Origin of the sequence: Nocardioides sp. GCM10023255 (assembly GCF_042653125.1) — a bacterium.
In the GTDB taxonomy this organism is placed as follows: Bacteria; Actinomycetota; Actinomycetes; order Propionibacteriales; family Nocardioidaceae; genus Nocardioides.
On the sequence record NZ_JBHSHU010000009.1, the window covers coordinates 262,093 to 285,099 of the forward strand.

Annotated in this window: 20 protein-coding genes; 9 read left to right on the forward strand and 11 right to left on the reverse strand. The window is 71.7% G+C overall.

Going from position 1 to position 23,007, the window contains the following annotated elements; all coding sequences use genetic code 11:
• Window positions 1-21: 21 nt before the first annotated feature.
• The 7 genes from ACFO9I_RS15080 to ACFO9I_RS15110 form a co-directional block, all read right to left on the reverse strand.
• The gene (locus ACFO9I_RS15080; protein WP_379182235.1) at window positions 22-2,076 is read right to left on the reverse strand and encodes an ABC transporter permease; all 2,055 of its coding nucleotides are present in this window, start codon (window positions 2,074-2,076) and stop codon (window positions 22-24) included.
• Window positions 2,073-3,182 carry a quaternary amine ABC transporter ATP-binding protein gene (locus tag ACFO9I_RS15085; protein WP_379182237.1) on the reverse strand — a complete coding sequence of 370 codons (1,110 nt, stop codon included), beginning with the start codon at window positions 3,180-3,182 and terminating at the stop codon, window positions 2,073-2,075. The genes ACFO9I_RS15080 and ACFO9I_RS15085 overlap by 4 nt, the downstream gene beginning before the upstream one ends.
• On the reverse strand, window positions 3,179-4,894 hold the full coding sequence (gene betA / locus ACFO9I_RS15090; protein WP_379182239.1) for a choline dehydrogenase: 1,716 nt from the start codon (window positions 4,892-4,894) through the stop codon (window positions 3,179-3,181). Before betA ends, ACFO9I_RS15085 begins: the two co-directional genes overlap by 4 nt.
• Before the next feature lie 29 nt (window positions 4,895-4,923).
• On the reverse strand, window positions 4,924-6,417 hold the full coding sequence (locus ACFO9I_RS15095; protein ID WP_379182241.1) for an aldehyde dehydrogenase family protein: 1,494 nt from the start codon (window positions 6,415-6,417) through the stop codon (window positions 4,924-4,926).
• Window positions 6,418-6,655: 238 nt separating this feature from the next.
• Window positions 6,656-7,432: an IclR family transcriptional regulator gene (locus ACFO9I_RS15100; RefSeq protein WP_379182243.1), complete on the reverse strand. Its 777-nt coding sequence runs from the start codon at window positions 7,430-7,432 to the stop codon at window positions 6,656-6,658.
• 61 nt (window positions 7,433-7,493) lie between these two features.
• Window positions 7,494-8,381 (reverse strand): formyltetrahydrofolate deformylase, encoded by an 888-nt coding sequence (gene purU / locus ACFO9I_RS15105; RefSeq protein ID WP_379182245.1) that lies wholly within the window; start codon window positions 8,379-8,381, stop codon window positions 7,494-7,496.
• 4 nt (window positions 8,382-8,385) lie between these two features.
• Window positions 8,386-9,918, reverse strand: coding sequence for a trimethylamine methyltransferase family protein (locus tag ACFO9I_RS15110; RefSeq protein WP_379182247.1), 1,533 nt, complete (start codon window positions 9,916-9,918; stop codon window positions 8,386-8,388).
• 57 nt (window positions 9,919-9,975) lie between these two features.
• Between ACFO9I_RS15110 and ACFO9I_RS15115 the strand changes: the two genes are divergently transcribed.
• The 8 genes from ACFO9I_RS15115 to ACFO9I_RS15150 all read left to right on the forward strand — a co-directional run bounded on the left by ACFO9I_RS15115 (window position 9,976) and on the right by ACFO9I_RS15150 (window position 16,578).
• A complete protein-coding gene (locus tag ACFO9I_RS15115; RefSeq protein ID WP_379182248.1) occupies window positions 9,976-10,761 on the forward strand; it encodes an IclR family transcriptional regulator in 786 nt (261 codons plus the stop codon).
• Window positions 10,761-11,426, forward strand: coding sequence for a corrinoid protein (locus tag ACFO9I_RS15120; RefSeq protein ID WP_379182250.1), 666 nt, complete (start codon window positions 10,761-10,763; stop codon window positions 11,424-11,426). Before ACFO9I_RS15115 ends, ACFO9I_RS15120 begins: the two co-directional genes overlap by 1 nt.
• Window positions 11,423-12,304: a dihydropteroate synthase gene (locus tag ACFO9I_RS15125; protein WP_379182252.1), complete on the forward strand. Its 882-nt coding sequence runs from the start codon at window positions 11,423-11,425 to the stop codon at window positions 12,302-12,304. Before ACFO9I_RS15120 ends, ACFO9I_RS15125 begins: the two co-directional genes overlap by 4 nt.
• Before the next feature lie 18 nt (window positions 12,305-12,322).
• Window positions 12,323-14,302 carry an ASKHA domain-containing protein gene (locus ACFO9I_RS15130; protein ID WP_379182254.1) on the forward strand — a complete coding sequence of 660 codons (1,980 nt, stop codon included), beginning with the start codon at window positions 12,323-12,325 and terminating at the stop codon, window positions 14,300-14,302.
• Complete coding sequence (locus ACFO9I_RS15135) at window positions 14,241-14,906, forward strand: DUF1638 domain-containing protein (protein ID WP_379182255.1); 666 nt, start codon at window positions 14,241-14,243, stop codon at window positions 14,904-14,906. The genes ACFO9I_RS15130 and ACFO9I_RS15135 overlap by 62 nt, the downstream gene beginning before the upstream one ends.
• A 51-nt stretch (window positions 14,907-14,957) precedes the next feature.
• The gene (locus tag ACFO9I_RS15140; protein ID WP_379182257.1) at window positions 14,958-15,389 is read left to right on the forward strand and encodes a hypothetical protein; all 432 of its coding nucleotides are present in this window, start codon (window positions 14,958-14,960) and stop codon (window positions 15,387-15,389) included.
• An 82-nt stretch (window positions 15,390-15,471) separates the two neighbouring features.
• Window positions 15,472-15,924 carry a VOC family protein gene (locus tag ACFO9I_RS15145; protein WP_379182259.1) on the forward strand — a complete coding sequence of 151 codons (453 nt, stop codon included), beginning with the start codon at window positions 15,472-15,474 and terminating at the stop codon, window positions 15,922-15,924.
• Window positions 15,925-15,939: 15 nt separating this feature from the next.
• A complete protein-coding gene (locus tag ACFO9I_RS15150) occupies window positions 15,940-16,578 on the forward strand; it encodes a pyridoxamine 5'-phosphate oxidase family protein (protein ID WP_379182261.1) in 639 nt (212 codons plus the stop codon).
• On the opposite strand, the gene ACFO9I_RS15155 is transcribed toward ACFO9I_RS15150, so the two are convergent.
• The 3 genes from ACFO9I_RS15155 to ACFO9I_RS15165 all read right to left on the reverse strand — a co-directional run bounded on the left by ACFO9I_RS15155 (window position 16,545) and on the right by ACFO9I_RS15165 (window position 19,481).
• The gene (locus tag ACFO9I_RS15155; RefSeq protein ID WP_379182263.1) at window positions 16,545-17,393 is read right to left on the reverse strand and encodes a methylenetetrahydrofolate reductase; all 849 of its coding nucleotides are present in this window, start codon (window positions 17,391-17,393) and stop codon (window positions 16,545-16,547) included. The genes ACFO9I_RS15150 and ACFO9I_RS15155 overlap by 34 nt on opposite strands.
• A gap of 97 nt (window positions 17,394-17,490) precedes the next feature.
• Window positions 17,491-18,891, reverse strand: coding sequence for an MFS transporter (locus ACFO9I_RS15160; RefSeq protein ID WP_379182265.1), 1,401 nt, complete (start codon window positions 18,889-18,891; stop codon window positions 17,491-17,493).
• The gene (locus ACFO9I_RS15165) at window positions 18,888-19,481 is read right to left on the reverse strand and encodes a TetR/AcrR family transcriptional regulator (RefSeq protein ID WP_379182267.1); all 594 of its coding nucleotides are present in this window, start codon (window positions 19,479-19,481) and stop codon (window positions 18,888-18,890) included. The genes ACFO9I_RS15160 and ACFO9I_RS15165 overlap by 4 nt, the downstream gene beginning before the upstream one ends.
• A gap of 338 nt (window positions 19,482-19,819) precedes the next feature.
• Between ACFO9I_RS15165 and ACFO9I_RS15170 the strand changes: the two genes are divergently transcribed.
• The gene (locus ACFO9I_RS15170; RefSeq protein ID WP_379182269.1) at window positions 19,820-21,202 is read left to right on the forward strand and encodes an HNH endonuclease signature motif containing protein; all 1,383 of its coding nucleotides are present in this window, start codon (window positions 19,820-19,822) and stop codon (window positions 21,200-21,202) included.
• Between the two features lie 292 nt (window positions 21,203-21,494).
• Here the strand turns inward: ACFO9I_RS15170 and ACFO9I_RS15175 are convergent, their stop codons facing one another.
• Window positions 21,495-22,928 (reverse strand): fatty acid desaturase, encoded by a 1,434-nt coding sequence (locus tag ACFO9I_RS15175; protein WP_379182271.1) that lies wholly within the window; start codon window positions 22,926-22,928, stop codon window positions 21,495-21,497.
• Between the last annotated feature and the right edge of the window lie 79 nt (window positions 22,929-23,007).

Consider the following 23,007-nt stretch of genomic DNA (forward strand, 5'->3'; position numbering starts at 1 on the left):
ACCCTTCGTTGAGTGGTGGGGCTACTTGGGCGGGGCGAGGCGCAGGACCTCGCGCCAGCGTGCGGTCGCGGAGAGCCTCGGACCGCGCTGCGTCCGCTGGGCGCCGTACGTCGTGATCCGGTCGAGCATGATCCCGAGCAGCACGATGGTGATGCCGGCGGCGAGGCCCCGGCCCATGTACTCGGACTGCCGGAAGCCCTTGACGATGTCGAAGCCGAGCGCGCCGGCGCCGACCATGCCGCCGATCACGACCATGGACAGGACGTAGAGCAGGCCCTGGTTGGTCGCGAGCAGCAGCGAGCCGCGCGACATCGGCAGCTGGACCTTGGTGATGATCTGCCACCGGCTCGAGCCGGACGACTCGGCGGCCTCGACGGTGTTGGTCGAGACGCCGCGCACCCCGTCGGCCACCAGCTTGATCGCGACCGGGGCGGCGTAGATGACGCCGGCGACCATCGCGGTGAACCGGTTGGCCTCGAAGAGGATCAGGATCGGCACCAGGTAGACGAAGGCCGGGATCGTCTGCGCCGCGTCGAGGAACGGCCGGATCACCCGGTCCGCACCCAGGCTCCGACCCATCCAGACGCCGAAGACGACCGCCAGCAGGACCACCACCGCGGTGGCCACCGAGACCGCCGTCAGCGTGACCATCGCGTTGTACCAGAGGTCGAGGAAGTAGACACCGGCCAGGCAGACCACGGTGGTGGCGAAGGCGCGCACGCCCCCGACGATCGCGGCGATCAGGACCAGCGCCGCGCCGGTGACGTACCACGGCGAGTCCGCCACCAGGCTCTGGACCGGGTTGAGGAAGTGCTCGGTGAAGCCGGTCTGGATCGAGGTGGTCAGCGAGGAGAGGTCGGAGCGCAGCCAGTCACCGAACTGGTCGACCCTGTCCCGGATGGGAGTGCCGAGGTCGGGCTTGTCGGGGAACTCGTTGGCCCAGACGTAGTTGTGGGACAGGTAGAGCGCCACCAGCGTGGCCACGCCACCGACCCCCAGGGCGATGCGCCGCAGCCGCAGGAACTCGCTGCCGGACCGCTTCGCCTGCTCGGCACGGACGCTGGCCGCCGTGGTCGTCCGGTCGAGCATGATCGCCATGATCACGATCGCGATGCCCGCGACGAACGAGGTCCCGAGCTGGCCGCGCTTGAGCCCGTCGAGGACCGGCTGCCCCAGGCCCGGCCCGTCGATGTACGCCGCGATGGTGGCCATCGACAGCGCGGCCATCATGGTCTGGTTGACGCCCACGATGATGGTGCGCTTGGCCAGCGGCAGCTCCACCTTGGTGAGGCGCTGCCGGCGCCCCTGACCAAGTGACGTGGTGGCCTCGAGGACCCCACCCGGGAGGGTGCGGATGCCGTGCGCGGTCACCCGGACGACCGGCGGTGTGGCGTAGATGAGCGTGACGATGATGGCGGCGGCAGGCCCGATGCCGAAGATGATCGCGATCGGGAGCAGGTAGACGAACGACGGCATCGTCTGCATCACGTCGAGCACCGGCGTCACGATCGCCGTGACCGTCTTGCTGTGGCCCATCCAGATCCCGAGCGGGATGCCGACCGCGGCGCCGATCACGACGGCGATGCCGGTCACCAGCAGCATGTCGACCGAGTCGGTCCAGTAGCCGAGGAAGCCGAAGAGCAGGAAGCTCGGCACCACCAGCAGCACCATCCGCCAGCCGGCGACCGCGAAGGTGAGCAGCGCGGCGAGGGCGATGGTCCCGAGCCAGCCGATCTGGGGCAGCGGGCGCGGGAACTCGGCGACGGTGAAGATGTGCTGCAACCACTCGAAGACGGCGTTGATGGCGTCGGCGAAGGAGTTGGCGGCGTTGATGAGCACGTTGCTGCCGGAGGCCTGGGCCTTCTCCACCCAGTTGCTGGCGTCCTGCAGGTTGGCGTGCACGTCGGTGATGGTCGAGGTGCTGATCTCGAGCGTGTTCTTGCCCTCGGCGAGCGACCAGATGGCGATCCACACCACGACGACCGCGAGCAGGGACCACAGCCGCCAGTGCGCCCGGAACCCCTCGACGACGGCCGGGCGGGCCCGCGTGGCGCGGGCGGTGGTGATCGCGGTCATGCCCGGCCACCGCCCTCCGCCGGCGGGGCCTCCTCGGCGACCACGACCCGCAGGATCGCGTCGTCGTCGACGATGCCGACGAGCCGGTCCCCGTCCATCACCCGCACCGGGTGGTCCGAGGCGAGCGCAGCCCGGGCCGCCTGCCGCACGATCGTGTCCTGCGACATCACCGGGCCCTCCATCGAGTCCCCGGGCCGGGGCTCGCGCATCACCCAGCGCAGCGTCAGGACGTGCGAGCGGGGCACCTCGGAGGTGAAGTCCCGGACGTAGTCGTCGGCCGGCGCCCCCACCACCTCGTCGGGTGAGCCGATCTGCACGATCTCGCCGTCGCGCAGGATCATGATCCGGTCCCCGAGCTTGAGCGCCTCCTGCAGGTCGTGGGTGATGAACACCATCGTCTTGCCGAGCTCGTGGTGGAGCCTGATCACCTCGTTCTGCATGTCGCGGCGGATCAGCGGGTCGAGGGCGGAGAAGGGCTCGTCGAAGAGCAGGATGTCGGGATCCCCGGCCAGCGCCCGCGCCAGGCCGACGCGCTGCTGCATGCCGCCCGACAGCTGGTCGGGGTAGGACGCCTCGTAGCCGTCGAGACCGACGAGGTTCACCACGCCCTCGGCCTTGGCGCGCCGCTCCTTGCGTCCCATGCCCCGCACCTCGAGGCCGTAGGCGACGTTGTCGATGACCTGGCGGTGGGGAAGCAGGCCGAAGTGCTGGAACACCATGGAGACCTGGTTGCGGCGCAGGTCGCGCAGCTGCGACTCCGACGCGCCGGTGACGTCGACCCCGTCGATCTGGACGGTGCCGGAGGTCGGCTCGATCAGCCGCGTCAGGCAGCGCACCAGGGTGGACTTGCCCGATCCGGACAGGCCCATCACCACGAAGACCTCGCCGGGTGCGACGTCGAAGGACACGTCCTTGACACCCACCACGCAGCCGGTCTTCTTCTTCAGCTCCGCTCGGGAGAGGTCGGCGTCGGGGGTCCCGATGATCTTGTCCGCACGGGCCCCGAAGATCTTCCAGAGGCTGTCGACGTGGACGGCCGGGGTCCTGCCCGCCGTGGCGGTGGTGCCGGCACTCGGTGAGGCGGCCGGGCTGGTCGAGGTGGTCATGAGCGGTCCTCCGGGTTGCGGCTGTCGCCGGGCGGGTAGAGAGGCATGCCGTCGCGGTAGCGGTAGTAGGGGACCTCGGCAGCCGGGAGCGGGGTGTTGCCCGCGATCAGGTCGGCGGCCTTCTCGGCCACCATCATCACCGGGGCGTAGATGTTGCCGTTGGTGACGAACGGGAAGACCGAGGCGTCGACGACGCGCAGCCCCTCCGTGCCGTGGACCCGCATGCTGGCCGGGTCGACCACCGCCGAGTCGTCCACGCCCATCTTCGCCGTGCACGACGGGTGCAGGGCGGTCTCGGCGTCGGCGCGCACCCAGTCGAGGATCTCCTCGTCGGTGCTCACCGACGGCCCGGGCGAGAGCTCGCCGTCGTTGTACGGCGCGAAAGCGGGCTGGTTGAGGATGTCGCGCGCCACCCTCACCGCCTCGACCCACTCGCGCTTGTCGTTGGGCGTCGAGAGGTAGTTGAACTGCATCGACGGGTGCTGCCGCGGGTCCTTGGAGCGGATCCGCACCCAGCCGCGGGTGTCGGCGTACATCGGCCCGATGTGGACCTGGTAGCCGTGCCCCTCGGTCGGCGAGGAGCCGTCGTACCGGATCGCGACCGGCAGGAAGTGGAACATCAGGTTCGGGTAGTCCACGTCCTCGTTGCTGCGGCAGAAGCCGCCGCCCTCGAAGTGGTTGGTGGCGCCGAGGCCGGAGCGGTGGAACAGCCAGTCGTAGGCGATCTTGGGACGCGCCCGCATCCGCAGGCCGGGGGCGATCGAGACCGGCTGCTTCGAGGCGTACTGGATGTAGACCTCGAGGTGGTCCTGGAGGTTCTCGCCCACGCCGGGCAGGTGGTGCACCAGCTCGACGCCCTGGCTGCGCAGCAGCGCCTCGTCCCCGACGCCCGACAGCTGGAGCAGCTGCGGCGTGTTGATCGCGCCGCCGCACAGGATGACCTCGCCGGCGGCGACGCTGCGGCGCATCCGCCCGCCCCGCAGGTAGTCGACGCCGACCGCACGCTTCCCCTGGAACCGGACGCCGGTGACGAACGCGAGCGTCTCGACCTTGAGGTTCTTCCGGTGCTTCACCGGGTGCAGGTAGGCGCGGGCCGCGGAGAGCCGCCGGCCCCGGTGCACGTTGCGGTCGAACTTCGCGAACCCCTCCTGCCGGTAGCCGTTGACGTCGTCGGTCAGCGGGTAGCCCGCCTCCTGCGCCGCCTGGAAGAACGCGCCGAACAGCGGGTTGGTGGCGGGGCCCCGCTCGAGCACCAGCGGCCCGGTGCCGCCGCGCCAGCCGTCCGCGCCGTTGCTGCCGTCCTCGAGCAGGACGGTCTCCATCTTCTTGAAGTAGGGCAGGCAGTGGAGGTAGTCCCACTCCTTCATGCCCGGCTCGCGCGCCCAGCGCTCGTAGTCCATCGGGTTGCCCCGCTGGAAGATCATCCCGTTGATGCTGCTGGAGCCGCCGAGGACCTTGCCCCGGGCGTGGAAGATGCGCCGGCCGTTCATGTGCGGCTCGGGGTCGGTCTCGTACTTCCAGTCGTAGAGCCGGTTCCCGATCGGGATCGGCAGCGCCGCCGGCATGTGCACGAACGGGTCGATCCGGTAGTCGGACCGGCCGGCCTCGAGGACCAGCACGCTGGTGCCCGGGTCGACCGAGAGCCTGTTCGCCAGGGCACACCCCGCGGAGCCACCTCCGACGATGACGATGTCGTACCGCTCGTCGCTCATGCACCCTCCTCGTGGGTCGGCCCCGTGATCTAGCCCTTGAACCAGCCTTGGACTGCCGGACGGATGTTGTGCCAGACGTGCTTGGTCTCGCGGTACTCCTCCAGGCCGGCGTTGCCGAGCTCGCGCCCGGTGCCGGACTGCTTGTAACCGCCCCACTCGGCCTGCGGCACGTAGGGGTGGTAGTCGTTGATCCAGACGGTGCCCATCCGCAGCCCGGCCGCGACCCGCTCGGCCCGGCCGGCGTCGCTGGTCCACACCGCACCGGCGAGGCCGTAGATGCTGTCGTTGGCGATCGCGACCGCCTCGTCCTCGGTGCGGAAGGTCTCGACGGTGAGCACCGGCCCGAACGACTCGTCCTGGGTCACCGACATCGAGCTGGTGCAGCGGTCCAGGACCGTGGGCAGGTAGTAGAAGCCGTCGGCGAGGGCGGGGTCGTCGGGCCGGGCGCCGCCGCAGCGCAGCACCGCGCCCTCCGCGAGCCCGGCGGCGACGTACCGCTCGACCTTGTCGCGGTGCTCGGCGCTGGTCAGCGGCCCGGTCTCGGCCTTGTCGTCGAAGGGACCGCCGAGCCGGATCCGGCCCGCCCGCTCGACGAGCGCGTCGACGAACTCGTCGTGGATCGACTCCTCGACCAGCAGCCGGGCCCCGGCGGAGCAGACCTGGCCGGAGTGCAGGAAGACGGCGGTGAGCGCGAAGTCGAGCGCCACCTCGCGATCGGCGTCGGCGAAGACGATGTTGGGGTTCTTGCCGCCGAGCTCGAGCGCGACCTTCTTCACCGAGGCGGCGGCCGCTGCCATGATCGCCTTGCCCGTGGCCAGGCCGCCGGTGAAGGAGACCAGGTCGACGCGCGGGTCCTCCGAGAGCGGGGCGCCCGCCGCGGCTCCGGCGCCGAGCACGAGGTTCCCGACACCCGCCGGGAGGCCGGCCTCCTCCAGCAGCTTCATCAGGTGGATCGCGGTGTGCGGAGTGATCTCGCTGGGCTTGAGCACGAACGTGTTGCCGGCCGCCAGGCACGGCGCGACCTTCCAGGAGACCTGGAGCAGCGGGTAGTTCCACGGCGTGATCAGGCCGCAGACGCCGACCGGCTCGTGCACGATCCGGCTGACCACGTCGGGGTTGCCGGTGTCGACCACCCGCCCCGACTCCTCCGCGGCGACCCGTCCGTAGTGGCGGAAGACGGAGACGACGTCGGCGACGTCGTACTCGCTCTCGACCAGCCGCTTCCCGGTGTCGCGGGACTCCAGCTCGGCCACGATCGCGGTGTCCCGCTCGAGCAGGTCGGCCACCACCAGCAGCAGGTCGCCGCGCTCGCGCGCCGAGGTGCGCGGCCAGGGGCCGTCGTGGAAGGCGCGGTACGCCGCGTCGATGGCGGCCGCCGTGTCCTCGGCACCGGCCTCGTCGACCTCGGCGACCAGGGAGCCGTCCGCCGGGCAACGGATCTCGCGACGTGCTCCGGAGCGCGCGCTCGCCCACTCCCCGTCGACGTAGAGCTCCGCCATCGGCCGCCCTCCCACCGCGGTCACCCGCGCTAGCGTTGCGCCATTCGCAACCCATTCCTCCACTCGCAACCCAATGGAGAACATTCCGAGAATGGTGGGACTCGCGTGGTCACGTCAAGGACCTTCGGCCTGACGTGACCAAGGTGAGGCACAAGCGTGAGCCTCCCGAGAGCACGCCGAGTCGGCGCAACCTCGTCGCGAAACAGGCTCGAGTCGGCGCAACCTCGTCGTCAGACAACGCCGAGTCGGCGCAGGCTCGTCGTCAGCGGTGGCCCCACCCGAGGCGGTGCGAGACCTCGAGCGCGGCCTCGACCAGCATCGGCAGCACCTTCTCGACCCGCTCCTGGGAGAGCCGGAACGTCGGGCCGGACACGCTCATCGAGGCGATCACGTCGCCGTGGGCGTTGCGGATCGGTGCCGCGACGGCGGTCAGCCCGACCTCGAGCTCGTCCACCGCGACGGCGTACCCCTGCTCGCGGACCACCGCGAGCTCCTCGCGCAGCTGGGACTTCCGGGTGATGGTCATCGCGGTGTAGCGCGAGAGCCCGCCGAGCACCTCGTCGAGGGCGCCGGCGTCGAGGCCGCTGAGCAGCACCTTGCCGTTGCTGGTCGCGTGCAGGGGGATGTGCTGGCCGACCCAGTTGTGCGGCTGCAGCGCCGAGCTGCCGGCCACCTGGTCGAGGTAGAGCGCCGAGCTCTCCGACAGCACCGCGATGTTGACCGTCTCGCCGGTGTCGGCGGCGAGCTGGCGGCACACGGGGCGCGCCTCCTGGACCAGGTCGAGCCGGGCAGTGGTGGCCCCGGCGAGGCGGAGCAGGCCGACCCCGAGGCGGTACTTGCCCCGGTCGGCGGTCTGCTCGACCAGCCGGTGCGCCTCGAGCGTGGTCACCAGCCGGAACGCCGTGCTCTTGTGCACCCCGAGCTCGGCGGCGATCTCGGTGACCCCCGCCTCGCCGATCCGGGCCAGCACCTCGAGGATGGTCAGCGCCCGGTCCACGGACTGGACCCCGCCCGGGGCCACCTCCACAGCGTTGCTCATGGCGCAACGCTAGGCCGCGTGACGCAACGTGTCACGCGCGCCCGGCGCGTCGCGACACAGGTCAGCGGAAGACGACGGTGCGGTGCCCGTTGAGCAGCACCCGCGACTCGGAGTGCCAGCGCACCGCCCGCGAGAGCACCTGCGCCTCGACGTCGCGCCCGGCGGCGACCAGCTGCTCCTGGGTGTGGTTGTGGTCGACCCGGATCACGTCCTGCTCGATGATCGGGCCCTCGTCGAGGTCGGCGGTCACGTAGTGCGCGGTCGCGCCGACCAGCTTGACCCCGCGGTCGTAGGCCTGGTGGTAGGGCTTGGCGCCCTTGAAGCTCGGCAGGAACGAGTGGTGGATGTTGATCGCCTTGCCGCTCAGCTCGCGGCACAGGTCGTCGGAGAGCACCTGCATGTAGCGGGCCAGCACGACGAGGTCGACGTCGTGCTCCTTGACCAGCCGCAGCAGCTCGGCCTCGGCGGCGGGCTTGGTCTCCGGGGTGACCGGGACGTGCGCGAAGTCCAGCCCGTAGGAGCGCACCAGCGGCTCGGCGTCGGGGTGGTTGGACACCACCACCGGGATGTCGATCTGCAGCGCACCCGTGCTGTGCCGGAACAGCAGGTCGTTGAGGCAGTGCAGGTGCTTGCTGACCATGATCAGCGTGCGGTACGGCGCCCGGGCGTCCCAGAGCTCGAAGCGCATGGCGAAGGTCCGTGCCACCGCGGAGAAGTCCGCGCGCAGCTGCTCCAGGGACGTCGTGCCGTCGGTGAGGAAGTCGATGCGCATGAAGAACCGGCCGGTGTTCTGGTCGCCGAACTGCTGGCTCTCCACGATGTTGCCGCCGTGCTCGACGAGGAACCCGGAGACCGCGTGCACGATGCCCGGGCGGTCGGGGCAGTCCAGGACGAGCACGAAGTCGCCGGCGGGCGTGGTCGCGTTGGCGGAGACGGAGGAGCTGGGCACGGTCCTAGTCTCCCAGCTCGGCGCGACGGCGGACGACGTACTCCTCCAGCTCCTGCCGCACGGCCTCGTCCAGCGTCGGCTGCTGGTACTCCTCGAGCTTCTTGCGCCAGATCTCGCCGGCCCGCGTGGCGGTGTCCTTGGCCCCGTTGCGCATCCACCGCTCGTAGTTCTCCGAGGACGACAGCATCGGGCGGTAGAAGCAGGTGCGGAAGCGCTCCATCGTGTGCATCGCGCCCAGGAAGTGGCCGCCGTGGCCGACCTCCTGGTGGGCGTCGAACGCCATCGACGCCTCGTCGATCTCCAGCGGCGTGAACTCGTGCTGCAGCATCTGCACCAGCTCGACGTCGATGATGAACTTCTCGAAGCCCGCGACCAGGCCGCCCTCGAGCCACCCGGCCGAGTGCATCACCCAGTTGGCGCCGGCGAGGAACGTCGGCAGCAGCGTCATCAGCGCCTCGTAGCCGGCCTGGGCGTCCGGCACCTGCGCGGAGGTGAGGCCGCCACCGGTGCGGAACGGCAGCCCGAAGTGGCGGGCGATCTGGCCGGTGCACAGCAGGCCCAGCCCCGACTCGGGCGTGCCGAACGTCGGCGAGCCCGACTGCATGTCGATGTTGGAGAGGAACGACCCGAAGATCACCGGGCAGCCGGGCCGGATGAGCTGGGAGAGCGCGATCCCCGACAGCGCCTCGGCCATCTGCTGCACGAGCGCGGCGGGGATGGTCACCGGCGACATCGCGCCCATCAGGATGAACGGCGTGAGCACGACCGGCTGGTTGGCGCCGGAGTACTCGAACTGCGCCTCGAGCATCCGGTCGTCCCAGCGCAGCGGCGAGTTGCAGTTGATCAGCGAGATCGTGGCCGGCGTGGCCTCGATGGCCTCCCGGGACCCGAAGAGGATCTCGGTCATCGCCAGGGTGTCGCGGGCGTTCACCCCGGAGACGACGTTGCCCATGTAGACCTTGTCGGTCAGCGTCTGCAGGGCGTAGGTCATGTCGAGGTGCCGGCTGTCCAGCGGCGTGTCGTTGGGCTCGGTGATCACACCACCGGCCGAGTCGAGCACCCCGAAGGTCTGCGCGAGCCTGCTGAAGTTGCGGAAGTCGTCCATGGTGCCGTCGCGGCGTACGTCGCCCTCCCGCACGAACGGCGGCCCGTAGACGGCGCCGAACGCCATCGCGTCGCCGCCGATGTGGATGGAGTGCTCGGGGTTGCGGGCCTGGACGTCGAACTCGCGCGGCGCCTTGGCCACCTGCTCCATCACGAAGTCCGGGTCGAGGAAGACGGTGTTGTCCTCGACCTTCTGGCCGGCCGCGCGGAACAGGTCGAGCGCGCGGGAGTCCATGAACTCCACGCCGATCTCGGTCACCAGGCGGCGCCAGCCGCCGTCGAGGGTGGCCATCGCCTCCTCGGAGAGCACCTCGTAGCGCGGCATGCGGTTGCGGAACATCGGACCTCCTGCGACGGCGAACCCGGTGGGCGCGGCCCCTTGACCGCACCCTCGTCGCGATCCTAGCCTCATCATGTGGGACTTTGGTTCCATGATGTGGAACCAATTCAGGGGATCTTCCGACCAGCCCTCCGAGCAGGAGCTCCGCCCGTGAGCGAGACCGCGACCAGCAACGGCACGTCGACCGGCACCCAGGCCGTCGACCGCGCGGCGCTGCTCGTGTCCACGGTCGTCCGCGCCGACGAGCCGCTCACCTTCGCCGAGCTCCAGGAGGAGTGCGGCCTGGCGAAGTCGACCACCTCACGGATGCTGTCCGCCCTGGAGCGGACCGGCCTGCTGGAGCGCAACGAGACCGGCTCGTACGTCGCCGGCCGGCTGTTCTGGCTCTACGCCGCGCGGCACGACCCGTGGGAGGAGCTGGTCCGGCTCGCCCACCCCGTCCTCGACGAGATCGGCGAGGCCACCCACGAGACCGTCCACCTCAGCGTCGTGCGGGGCGACCGGGTGGTCCAGGTCGCCCAGGTCGACTCGCGCTACATGCTCGGCACCCGCGACTGGACCGAGGTCGACGTGCCGGTGCACTGCTCGGCACTGGGCAAGGTGTTCCTCGCGTTCGGCGCGCTGCCGATCCCCGCCGGGCCGCTGGACCGCCTGACCGGGGCGACGCTGTGCGACCCCGACGACCTGCGTCGCGACGGCGAGCGGACCCGCCGCCGCGGCTGGGCGGTCACCACCGACGAGCTCGAGGTCGGGCTCTCCGGTGTCGCCGTCCCCGTTCACGGCCACCGCGGCGAGCTGGTCGCGGCCCTGGGTGTCTCGGGCCCCACCCCACGGATGGAGGGCCGGCTCACCGAGCTCGGCCAGCAGCTCCTCGACCACGCCGCGCAGCTCTCCACGCTGCTGCGCGGCCGCACCCGCAAGGAGGGCGTGGCGTAATGACCCCCGAAGAGATCCTGCAGAGCCTCTACGACGAGACGCTCGTGGGCAACGCACCGCGCGTCCTCGAGCTCACCAACGAAGGGCTCCTGCTCGACATGGAGCCCCAGACCCTGCTGTTCGACGCCCTGATCCCCTCGCTCGAGGAGGTCGGCGCCCGCTTCGAGCGCGGCGACTTCTTCGTCCCCGAGATGCTCATCGCCGGCCGCGCCATGGCCGGCGCGATGGAGCGGCTGCGCCCGCTGCTCGCGGAGACCGGTGTCCAGACCATCGGCAAGTTCCTGATGGGCACCGTCAAGGGCGACGTCCACGACATCGGCAAGAACCTCGTCAACATCATGCTCGAGGGCGCCGGCTTCGAGGTGATCGACCTCGGCGTCCAGGTGGCCCCGGAGAAGTTCGTGGCCGCGATCGAGGAGCACCAGCCCGACATCGTCGGCTTCTCGGCGTTCCTCACCACCACGATGCCGATGTTCAAGGCCAACATGAACGCCCTCGAGAAGGCCGGCATCCGCGACTCGGTGATCGTCATGGTCGGCGGGGCCCCGGTCACCCAGGAGTACGCCGACGCCGTGGGCGCCGACGGGTACGCCGCCGACGCCTCCGCCACCGTCAAGCGGGCCAAGTCGCTGCTGCAGGACCGCCGGTCCAAGGTCCCCGCATGAGCGCGGCCGCCGAGCCGAAGGAGACCGTGCTCCGCTCCGCCACCAAGGAGGTGGTGATCGGCCACGGCCGTCGCTTCTGCCTGATCGGCGAGCGGATCAACCCGACCGGCCGGCGCATCTTCCAGGAGCAGCTGCGCGAGGGCGACCTGTCCGCGATCGAGCGGGACGTCATGGCACAGGTGCACGGCGGCGCCGACGTCCTCGACGTGAACATGGGCGTGCCACTCACCGACGAGGCCGACCTGCTGGCGCGCGCGATCCGGCTGGTCCAGGACCTCACCGATACCCCGATCTGCATCGACTCCTCGGTGGTCGAGGCGCTCGAGGCCGGGCTGGCGGCGTACGACGGCAGGGCGCTGGTCAACTCCATCACCGCCGAGGACGACCGGATGGCGGCGATCCTCCCGCTGGTCAAGAAGTACGACGCCGCCGTCATCGCGCTCCCCAACGACGCCGACGAGATCCCCATGGAGGCCGACAAGCGCCTCGAGCTGACCGCCAAGATCATCCGCGTCGCCACGCAGGAGTACGGCATCGCGGTCGAGGACATCGTCATCGACCCGCTCGCGATGCCGATCGGGGCCGACACGACCGTCGTGCGCACCACCCTGGAGACGATCTCCCGGATCCGGCACGACTTCGGGGTCAACATGACCCTCGGCGCCTCCAACGTCTCCTTCGGGATGCCCGACCGGCACACCATCGGCGCCGCCTTCCTGCCGATGGCGATGCACGCCGGCCTCACCAGCGCCATCATGGACGTCCGCACGCCCCAGATCGTCGACGCGGTGAAGGCCGCGGACCTGCTGCTCGACCACGACGAGTGGGGCATGGCCTGGATCGCGGCGCACCGCAAGAAGCAGGCTGCGACGGCGTGAGCACCTCGTGAGCACCGCATGACCGGCTCCGGGCCCGACGACCGCACCGACCCCGGCTCGGCCGACCTCCCGGGTGGCGACTTCTTCCTCGCCGGGGTCCGCCGGGAGGGCCTGCTCGAGCCGCCCGGCACCGAGCAGGCCGTCCACGACGGCACCGGGCGGGTGGAGCTCGCGTTCACCGTCGAGTCCGGCGGGGAGGCGCCGCCCACCCACCGCGCGGTGCGGGTGCCACCCGGCGTCACGGTCTTCGACTCGGCGTCGTGGAACGGCATCGCCATCGACTCGACCTGCGGCGGCCACGGCACCTGCCACAAGTGCAGGGTCCGCATCGAGGGGCCGAGCCCGATCTCGCGGCACGACGTGCGCACCTTCAGCCGCGAGCAGCTCGACGACGGCTGGCGGCTGGCCTGCCTGGTCCAGGCGACCCGCGACCTCGCGGTCGAGGTGCCACCGCTCACCACGCGACCCAAGGCGGCCACGGTCGGCGTCGGGCGCCAGGTCATCCTGCGCCCCGCCCTCCAGAAGCGGTACGTCGAGCTCGACGAGCCCAGCCTGTCCGACCAGCGCACCGACCTCGACCGCCTGCTCGGCGCGATCGACGACCTCGCCCCCGTGGCCGACCTCCACGTCCTGCGGCGGCTGCCCGGCGTGCTGCGCGAGGGCGACTTCAAGGTGACCGCGGTCGTGGTGGACGAGGCGCTCGTCGACGTGGAGCCGGGGGACACGACCGCCGAGCGCTACGCGATCGCCTTCGACCTCGGGACCACCACGGTGGTCGCGACCCTGCTCGACGTGGCCACCGGCACCCCGCTCTCGGTCACCTCGATGCTCAACCGTCAGCAGCCGTTCGGCGGCGACGTGATCACCCGGATCAGTGCCACCATGCTCGACCCCGAGGCGCTCGGCCGGCTGAGCACCGCGGCCGGCGAGACCCTCGCCCAGCTGGCCGAGCAGGTGTGCCGCGAGGGCGGCGTCGACCCGGCCCGCGTCTACGAGGTCGCGGTGGCCGGCAACGCCACCATGACCGCGCTCGCGCTCGGCATCGACCCCGAGCCGCTGGGCGTGGCGCCCTTCGTCATGTCCACCTCCCAGCCACCCTCGGTGCTCGCCACCGACCTCGGCCTGGCCCTGCACCCGCGGGCCCGGGCGTACCTGTTTCCCGCGCTCGGCGCCTACGTCGGCGGCGACATCGTCGCCGGCATGCTGGCCACCGGGATGGACCGCGACAAGCGCACCCGGCTGTTCATCGACGTCGGCACCAACTGCGAGATCGTGCTCAGCGACGGCGAGAAGATCCTCTCGACCGCGGCGCCGGCGGGGCCGGCGTTCGAGGGCGGCGCGATCAGGTGCGGCATGCGTGCGGCCGACGGCGCGATCGAGGTGGTCAAGCTCGGCGACACCGTCGAACTGTCGGTCATCGGTGACGTCGAGCCGCGCGGCCTGTGCGGGTCCGGCCTGGTCGACGCGGTCTCCGAGCTGGTGCGGGTCGGCCTGCTGGACCCCACCGGACGGTTCATCCCCGACGAGCGGGCCGCCGAGGAGGTGCCTGCGCTCGCCGACCGGCTGACCCGGATCGGCGAGGAGCGCGTGTTCGTGCTGCACCGCCCCTACCCCGACGCCAAGACCGACGAGTGCGTCGTGCTCTCCCAGCGCGACGTGCGCGAGCTGCAGTTCGCCAAGGCCGCGATCTCCACCGGCTGGTCGCTGCTCCTCGAGGAGCTCGGCCTCGAGCACCGCGACGTCCAGCAGGTGCTGCTGGCCGGTTCGTTCGGCAGCTACCTCTCCCCCGCGTCGGCGGTCCGGATCGGGCTGGTGCCGAGGCTCCCCGTGCTGCGCATCGTCTCCGCCGGGAACGTCGCCGGCGAGGGCGCGAAGATGGCGCTGCTCTCCGTGCGCGAGCGGGCCGGCGCCCGGACGCTGCTCGAGGAGGTGACCTATGTCGAGCTCTCCGACCGCCCCGACTTCAACGACCGCTTCGTCGAGCAGCTCGGCTTCTGAGCCCGCGACGAGGCGGCCGTGCGCCCTGATCGCCTGCGGCGCCCTGGCCCAGCCCGCGGCCGCGGTCGCGGCCCGGGCCGGCTGGCCCCTCGACGTGCACCCGCTGCCGCCGCTGCTGCACAACCAGCCGCAGCGGATCGCCGGCGAGGTGCGGGCGCTCGCGCTGCGCCTCGCCTCGTCGTACGACCGCATCGTCGTCGGCTACGCCGACTGCGGCACCTACGGCGCCCTCGACGAGGTCTGCCGCGAGCTGGGCGTCGGGCGACTGCCGGGGCTGCACTGCTACGACGTGTACGCCGGCGCCGACCGCGTCGAGCGCCTCTTCGACGAGGAGCCGGGCACCTACCTGCTCACCGACTTCCTGGTCCGGTCGTTCGCCCGCACCGTCGAGCAGGAGCTGGGACTGGACCGCTGGCCGGAGCTGCGGGACACCTACTTCGGCCACTACACCCGCGTGGTCTGGCTGGCCCAGGCCCCCGACGACGAGCTGCGCGCCCTGGCCGAGGACGCGGCCCGACGGATCGAGCTGCCGCTGACCGTCGTCGAGACCGGGGACGGCGGGCTCGAGTCGATGCTCTCCACGCTGGTCGCGACCCCCGGCTGATCACCCATTGTCGGTGATTACGCGGGCCGGGAACCGTCCTAGCCTCGAAGGATGCACCACCCCGTGGCACTGCTCGTCACGGCCACCGCGACGGTGACCGCGTGCGGGTTCGGTGCGGTGGTGGCGGGCACCTGGACGCAGGCCGCGATGTGCGAGCGCGACCAGCGGCGCGACCTGGTCCAGATGGAGCGGATGCTGAGCGTGGTGCAGCCCGAGGCCATCGTGCAGCACCTGCGGATCCAGTGCGGGAACGGCGGCGACGCGCTGCTGGCGGCGCTCGCGCCGCGCGAGCTCCGGCGGCGCGAGGTCACCCACGCCTTCGAGCTGGCCGGGTGGCGGACCGCCGGCGCGGGCTGGGAGCTGCGCTCCCCCGACGGCGAGTACGTCGTGCGGCTCGGGCTGTGGCCCGAGCTGCCGCACGGGCGCGGGCGCGTGGCGCTGACGCTGCACCAGTCGGACTACCGGCCGCCCCGAGCGGGCTGAGGGCCGGCCCGCCGCCCGGACCGGCGGCGACGGCTGATCCCACCGGCTGACGTCACCGGCCGGGCTGTCGTACCGTCGACGCGTGACCGACGCCCATCCGTTCGTCGCCCAGACCGTCCTCGACTGCCGTCAGCCGCGGACGCTGGCCGAGTTCTACCGTCAGCTGCTGGGGTACTCCTACCGCCCCGGCGACGAGCCACCGGCCGCGGGCGAGCCCGACGAGCGCGGCGCGGACTGGCTGGTGCTGCGCCCCGAGCCCGACGCCTGGCGCTCGGGGCGCGGGCTCGCCTTCCAGGCCAACGCCGAGTTCGTCGCGCCGGTGTGGACGCCGGAGCCGGACCGGCCGGGCGACCAGCAGATGATGCTGCACCTCGACATGGCCGTCTCCGACACCGAGAGCCTCGAGCACCAGCGGCAGCGGGTGCTCGACCTCGGCGGCACCGTGCTCCACGACCGCAGTGCCGACGAGGAGGAGCCGCTCTACGTGTTCGCGGACCCGAGCGGCCATCCGTTCTGCATCTTCGTCTCGAGCTGACCGGGAGGGCTGGGCGTGACCGAGCTGAACCGGTTCCCGGAGTACGGCGTCACCGACCGAGCGGCGCTCGACGAGCTCCTCGACTCCCAGTGGGCCGGGGTGCTGTCCACGGTCGCGGACGGTGAGCCGCTCGCGGTGCCCATGCTCTACGCGCGCGACGGCGACCGGGTCCTGCTGCACGGCTCGACCGGCGCCGGGGCGCTGCGCCGGGTGGCCGCCGGGGCGCCGGCCGTGCTCACCGTGTTCGCCCTGGACGCCCTGGCGGTCGCGCCGACGACGTTCGAGTCCTCGGTCAACTACCGCTCCGCGACGATCCGCGGGGTGCTCACGGTCGTCGACGCGACGGAGCCGGCGCTCGACACCTTCTCCGAGAAGCTCATGCCGGGGCGCACGTCCGAGGTGCGACCGTCGACCCGCAAGGAGCTGGCTGCGACCCAGGCCCTCGCGCTCCCGATCGCCTCGGACAACTGGCTGCTGAAGGTCACCGACGGGTGGCCGGCGACGCCCGAGGAGGCCGGGGCGGAGCCCGACGTGTGGAGCGGTCTGGTGCCGGTGCGCACCGTGCTGGACCCCCCGCTCCCGGCGCCGTGGGCCGCGGACCTCCCGGTGCCGCCGTCCGTTCAGCGGCTGCGCAACCGGTCCAGCAGGTCCTGACGCCAGGCCTCGGTCTCGGCGATCTGGTTGAACGTGAAGACGTGCAGGCCCTCGACCAGCGCGCCGGGCTCGCCGAGCGCGGGCGCGCACTTCTCGAGGAACCGCTCGCCGGTGAACCCGCCGGGCGCGGCCAGGCGGGCGAACGTGCCCTTGTGCTTGACCAGGAACCGGGTCGACTCGCCCACCCCGATCTTCGTCGCCATCGCCAGCAGCTTGGCGCGCTCCACCGGGCCGGGCAGCCCGAGCAGCAGCGGCATCGTGACCCCGCGGGCGCGCAGCCGGCGTACCCACGAGGAGATCACCGCCGGGTCGAAGGTCAGGTTGCTGACGATGTGGGTGGCGTAGCGGCGCTTGTCCCACATCGACTGGACGGTGAGGTCGTCGTGGATGGTGGGGTGCGACTCGGGGTAGCCGGTGATCCCGACCTGGCTGAACGGGTGACCGAGCTCGACGAGGTCCTCGAGCAGGGAGAGCGCGTCGGGGTAGTCACCCACCGGCTCCGCGTCGCCGCCCGGCACGAAGATCCGGGTGATCCCCTTCCCGGTGAGCCGGGCGCAGATCTCGGCGAGCTCGGTGCGACCGCTGATCATCCGCGCCGCGAGGTGCGGCACCGCGACGTACCCGTGCCCGGTCAGCCGCTCGGCCAGGTCGAGGGTCGCCTCGAGCCCCTTGCCCGGGGAGGCGGTGACGGTGACGGTGCGGTCGCGCGGGACGTTGGTGAGGAGCTTCTCCTCGGTGGTGGCGGTGGGCAGCACCTCGTACCGCGCCTGCTCGAGCAGGCGTACCATGGTCCGCGCGGCATCTTTGTTGCGCATGATGCACTCCGTTTCGTGATGCGCACCGATTGCCGCTCATGCTAGCCGCCGTCGGGAGCGGCGGAAAGGGGCGAGTGGCAGCCGTTCGGACCGGTCGTCAGCCCCGGCCGCTGGGGTTGCGGATCGTGCACCAGGAGAGCAGGCCGCCGAGGGCGAGCAGGACCGCGCAGGCGACCACGGCGGTGCGGTACGCCGCGTCGAAGGCGATCGGATCGGCGTACTGGTCCCCGGCGAGACCCACCGCCACCGGCAGCGCCGCCACCGCGAGCAGCGACCCGGAGCGGGCGACGGCGTTGTTGACCCCGCTGGCGATCCCGGCGTGCGCCTGGGGCGCGGCGGCCAGCACGGTCGCGGTCAGCGGGGCGACCATCAGCGCGAGGCCGAGCCCGAAGACGGTCAGCCCCGGCAGCACGTCGGTCCAGTAGCGCACGTCCGGCCCCACCCGGAGCAGCAGCAGCGTCCCGCCGGCCATCACCAGCGGACCGAACGTCATCGGCACCCGGGGCCCGATCCGGGCCGCGAGCGCTCCTCCGCGGGCGGCCAGGAAGATCATGCAGAGGGTGATCGGGAGGGTCGAGATGCCGGCGAGCAGCGGCCCGTAGCCGCCGACCGTCTGCAGCTGCAGCACCAGGAAGAACAGCACGGCGCCCAGCGCGGCGTAGACCAGCAGGGTCATCGCGTTGGCGGCGCTGAAGGTGCGGTCGGCGAAGATGCCGAGCGCGAGCATCGGGTGCGGGCTGGCCCGCTCGACGAGCACGAACGCCACGCCCGCGAGCACGGCCACCCCGGCCGCCCACGGTGCGAGCGGGTCGCCCCACTGGATGAGGGCGTACGTCGCGGTGCCCAGCGTGATCGCGGCCAGCGCCGCTCCGGGGACGTCGAACCGGTCGGGCGCGGCCGGGTCGAGGGTCTCGGGGACCCAGCGCCGGGCGACCACGACCGCGACGACGGCGACCGGCAGGTTGATCAGGAAGATCCAGCGCCAGGAGGCGTACTCCACCAGCCCACCGCCGACGAACGGGCCGAGCGCCGCGGCGATGCTGCCCAGCCCCGACCACGACCCGATCGCGCGGGACCGGTCGTCGCGGTGGAAGGCCCCCTGGATCATCGCCAGGCTGCCCGGCGTCAGCAGAGCGGCACCCATGCCCTGGAGGATGCGGGCGACGATCAGCGCGGCCGGGTTGGGCGCGAGGCCGCAAGCGAGCGAGGCCAGGGCGAACCAGACCGTCCCCACCTCGAAGACCCGACGGCGGCCGAACCGGTCGCCCAGCGAGCCGCCGAGCAGGATCAGGCTCGCCAGCGAGAGGAGGTAGCCGTTGGTGATCCACTGCAGCTCGGCCAGGCTCGCGTCGAGGTCGCGGCCGACGGTGCGCAGCGCAACGTTGACGACGGTGCCGTCGAGCAGCGTCATCCCCGACCCGAGCACCGCGGCCACGACCACCCCGCGACCGGCGGTCGTGCCGAGGCGTACGGCGGGCGCGACCCCCGGCTCGCTCACGGGCTGCGCAGGACCCGGGCTGCGATCCAGGCGATGTCGGCGGCCGTGCGGTCCGGCGGCCCCGACGGCTGCATGACGTGGCTGAGCACGACCCGCACCACCATGTCGATCGCGGCCTCGAGGTGCTCCTCGTCCAGGCCGAGGTCGTAGGGCTCGATCCGGTCGGCGATCACGATCTTGGCCGCTGCCAGCAGCGACTCGGCGTGCGTCGTCAGCAGCGGCAGCAGCTCGGTGTCGGCGCCGTGCGTCGCCGAGACCACTGCGTGGAGCAGCTGGTTGTCCTGGGCCAGCACCAGCACCCCGCGCGAGGCCTCCCGGATCGCTGCCACCAGGTCGTCGGGGTGGGCGTCGAAGGCCAGGTTGACCACGCCGAGGAAGCGGTCGAGCTCGTGCAGGATCATCGCCTCGGCCAGTCCCGGCTTGGTGCCGACCTCGTTGTAGACCGTCTGTCGGCTCACCCCGACCCGGTCCGCCACCGTGGCCATGGTGACCCGCGCCCAGCCGACCTCCGTCGTGAGCGCCACCGCGCTCTCGACGATGCGCTCGCGCATGGTGGGTGCCGCGGCGGCGGCGTGCGGGGCGCTGGTCACGGGACCAGTCTAGGAACCCCGGGTGGCACCCGGCCGTCGGCTGCTTCGGCTGCTCTGGGTTGCGGTCCTTGGCTGGCTACCGGGGAGGTCGGCTTCGGCGTGGGTCGGCTCCCGAATTCCGGGTGGCTTGGGGGCGCGGTTTGGTCCCCAACCGCATCACTTCCGGCAATTTCGATGCGGTCTCTGACCAACCGACGTCCTCCGGGCAGGCACCAGCCCCGCCACGTCACCTTCCGTCATGACGGTGCTCGAAACTTTCTTCGCAAATCGTCTCGTCAGGCGAGATATCCACAGGTCAGGAGCCCGGGACTGTCGGTGCCCTCTGGTTGGGTCGGGACATGGAGCAGCAGCCCACCGACACCACGACCACCCCCGCCGGGGTGGTTGTCGCCGCGGGTGCGCTGCTGGCCCGGCTGGGCGAGGTCCTCTGGGCGGCCAAGACCAGCGAGGAGCTGGTCGACGTGGTCGCCGCGCTGGAGCAGGTCCGCTGCCAGGTGGCCGCGCTCCAGGCGCCCGCGTTGGCCGAGATCGACGCCCGCGGGGTCGCCAGGACCGAGCTGGCGTGGGGCTCGACCGCGGAGTGGTTCACCCACCTCGCCGGGCTGCACCGCGCCGAGGGGCACCGCACGGTCCGCCAGGCCGCCGCCCTGGTGACCGACTACGCGACCACCCACGCCGCCCTGTCGCGTGGCGCGATCTCACCCGAGCAGGCGTCGGTGATCGTGACCGCCGTCGACAGGCTGCCGCTCGACCCGGCCGTCCGCGCGGAGGGCGAGGCCGCCCTGCTGGCCGAGGCGGGCCGGCTGAACGCCACCGACCTCACCCTGGTCGGCAGACGCCTCGAGGTGGTCGTCGACCCGGACAGGGCCGAACGCAAGCTCGAGCAGGCCCTCGACCGGGAGGACCGCGCCGCGCACCACCACCGCTACCTCGCGATCACCGAGGACGGCGCCGGCGGCATCCGCCTGCGCGGCCGCGGCACCGTCGAGGACGCCGCCCTCATCAAGGCCGCCCTCCTCCCCCTCACCAAGCCCGAGCCCGCCTCAACCGACACGGGCCACACCGACATCGACGACCCGTCCTGTGCGGGGGCCAAGGACCCGCGCGACCACGGCGCCCGCCTGTGGGACGCCCTGGTCGAGACCGCCCGGCACGCCCTGACCACCGAGCTGCCACCCGACTGCCACGGCGCCACCCCCCGGGTCGCGGTCACGGTCAGCCTCGACACCCTCCGCGGACAGGTCGACCGGACCACCCTCGGCACCACCGGGCCCCACTTGGGATCGACCTTCCCCGACGGGGTGACTGATGACGGACTTCAGCTCACCCCCGCCGTGGTCCGACGCCTGGCCTGCGACGCCGACATCATCCCCATCGCCCTCGGCACCCACGGCGAAGTGTTGGACGTCGGAAGTGCACACCGCCTCGTCACCCCGGCCCTCTGGCGAGCCCTCGTGTGCCGGGACCACCACTGCGCCTTCCCCGGCTGCACCCGCCCACCCGTGATGGGCCACGCCCACCACATCACCCCCTGGGCCGACGGCGGCGCGACCAGCCTCGACAACCTGGTCCTGCTGTGCGGCCACCACCACCGGGTCATCCACCACACCCCCTGGCAGGTCCGGATCAGTCAGGCCGACGGCCGCCCCGAGTTCCAGCCACCCCCGAAACCCGGCCACCCGCCCGATCAGTGGATCAGATCCAGGCCCCGACGCGAGTAGAGAGACGCATCAAGAGCCGGGCACGGCCAGGGGCCAGCAACACCCCTCAGCAGAGAAGGGCGAAGGACGAGGAAGCAGGCCAAGCGGGCCTGCAGCGGCGGACCGCGCGCAAGGAGCGTAAAAGCGAGGCGCGGCGCCGAAACGGCACCCAACCCCCGCGGCGGGCGCCGGCGACGCGGCAAGCCAAGCGACCGCGCGTCGACCCCCGCCGAAGGGCGTCCAGACGAAACCACGAGCCACAAGCCCGAGAGCAGCCCGGCCCCCGCCGGAACAGGCACTCACCGGAAAAGGATCAGGCAACCCCGGACCGCGCCAACGGAACGAAGTCAACCTTCTCCCGCACCCCGCAGTCCGGACAGCACCAGCTGTCGGGGATGTCGGCCCAGGCGGTGCCGGCCGCGAACCCTTCGTGCTCGTCGCCGACGTTCACGTCGTACACGTAGTCGCAGCTGGGACAGCGGGCTGCCATCACCTCGGGGACGGCACCGGGGGTCGGCTCGGCGTGCTCGGAGGCGGCGGCGTCGGCGGCGACCGGCGGCGGGTACTTCGCGAGGATCCGGCCGCGCTTGCGCGGGGAGAGGTTGGCGCGGGTCAGGTCACCGTCGAAGTGTGCGAGCACCCGCGGGTCCATGACTCGCCGCCAGACGGCGGGGACGATGGCGAGGACGATCATCCCGGCGTACCCGGTCGGCAGCACCGGGCTCTCCTCGAAGTCGCGCAGCGTCTGGTAGCGCCGGGTCGGGTTGGCGTGGTGGTCGCTGTGCCGCTGCAGGTGGTAGAGCAGCACGTTGGTCGCGATGTTGTTGCTGTTCCACGAGTGCGACGGGTCGACCCGCTCGTAGCGCTGCCGCTCCCCGACGCCGACCTTCTGGCGCAGCATCCCGTAGTGCTCCATGTAGTTGACGACCTCGAGCAGCGAGAAGCCGACGACCGCCTGGATGAGGAGGTAGGGCAGGATCCCGACGCCGAGCCAGCCGACCAGCCCGCCCCACAGGACCGCCGACATCAGCCAGGCGTTGAGCACGTCGTTGCCGATCCGGAAAGGGTGCTGCTTGCGGCGGGCGTACCGGCGCTTCTCGAGGCGCCACGCGCTCCTCAACGACCCGACCACGGTGCGCGGCCAGAACTGGTAGAAGTTCTCGCCCACCCGGCTGCTCGCCGGGTCCTCGGGGGTGGCGACTCGGACGTGGTGGCCACGGTTGTGCTCGATGTAGAAGTGGCCGTAGAAGCTCTGGGCGAGGGCGATCTTGGAGAGCCAGCGCTCGTGGCTCTCCTTCTTGTGGCCGAGCTCGTGGGCGGTGTTGATGCCGATCCCACCGATGCAGCCGATCGAGACCGCCAGCCCGACCTTGTCGAGGGTCGAGAGGTCGGCGCCGCCGGCGATCAGGTAGAGCGCGCCGACGAAACCCGCGTACTGGACCGGCAGGAAGAGATAGGTGATCCACCGGTAGTACCGGTCCTTCTCGAGCGCCTCGATGACGTCGTCGGGCGGGTTGGAGCGGTCCAGCCCGGCGACGAGGTCGATGGCGGGTACGACGACGAGGATCACGATCGGCCCGATCCAGAACCACACGCCCCACCCGGTCAGCGCCCACATGCCGTAGCCGATGAAGGCCAGGGACGGCACCACCAGGCCGATCAGCCACAGGTGGCGCTTCTTGTCCCGCCACTGCTCGGTCGAGCCGGTCGGGACGGTGCCGGACGTTCTCTGCGAGGTCATGCTCATGGCCGCTGCCTTCCTGCCGAAGCCGGGTTTACATGACCATAGAGTTTGTAAACCACGTTGACAAGAGGGGTGCAGATGT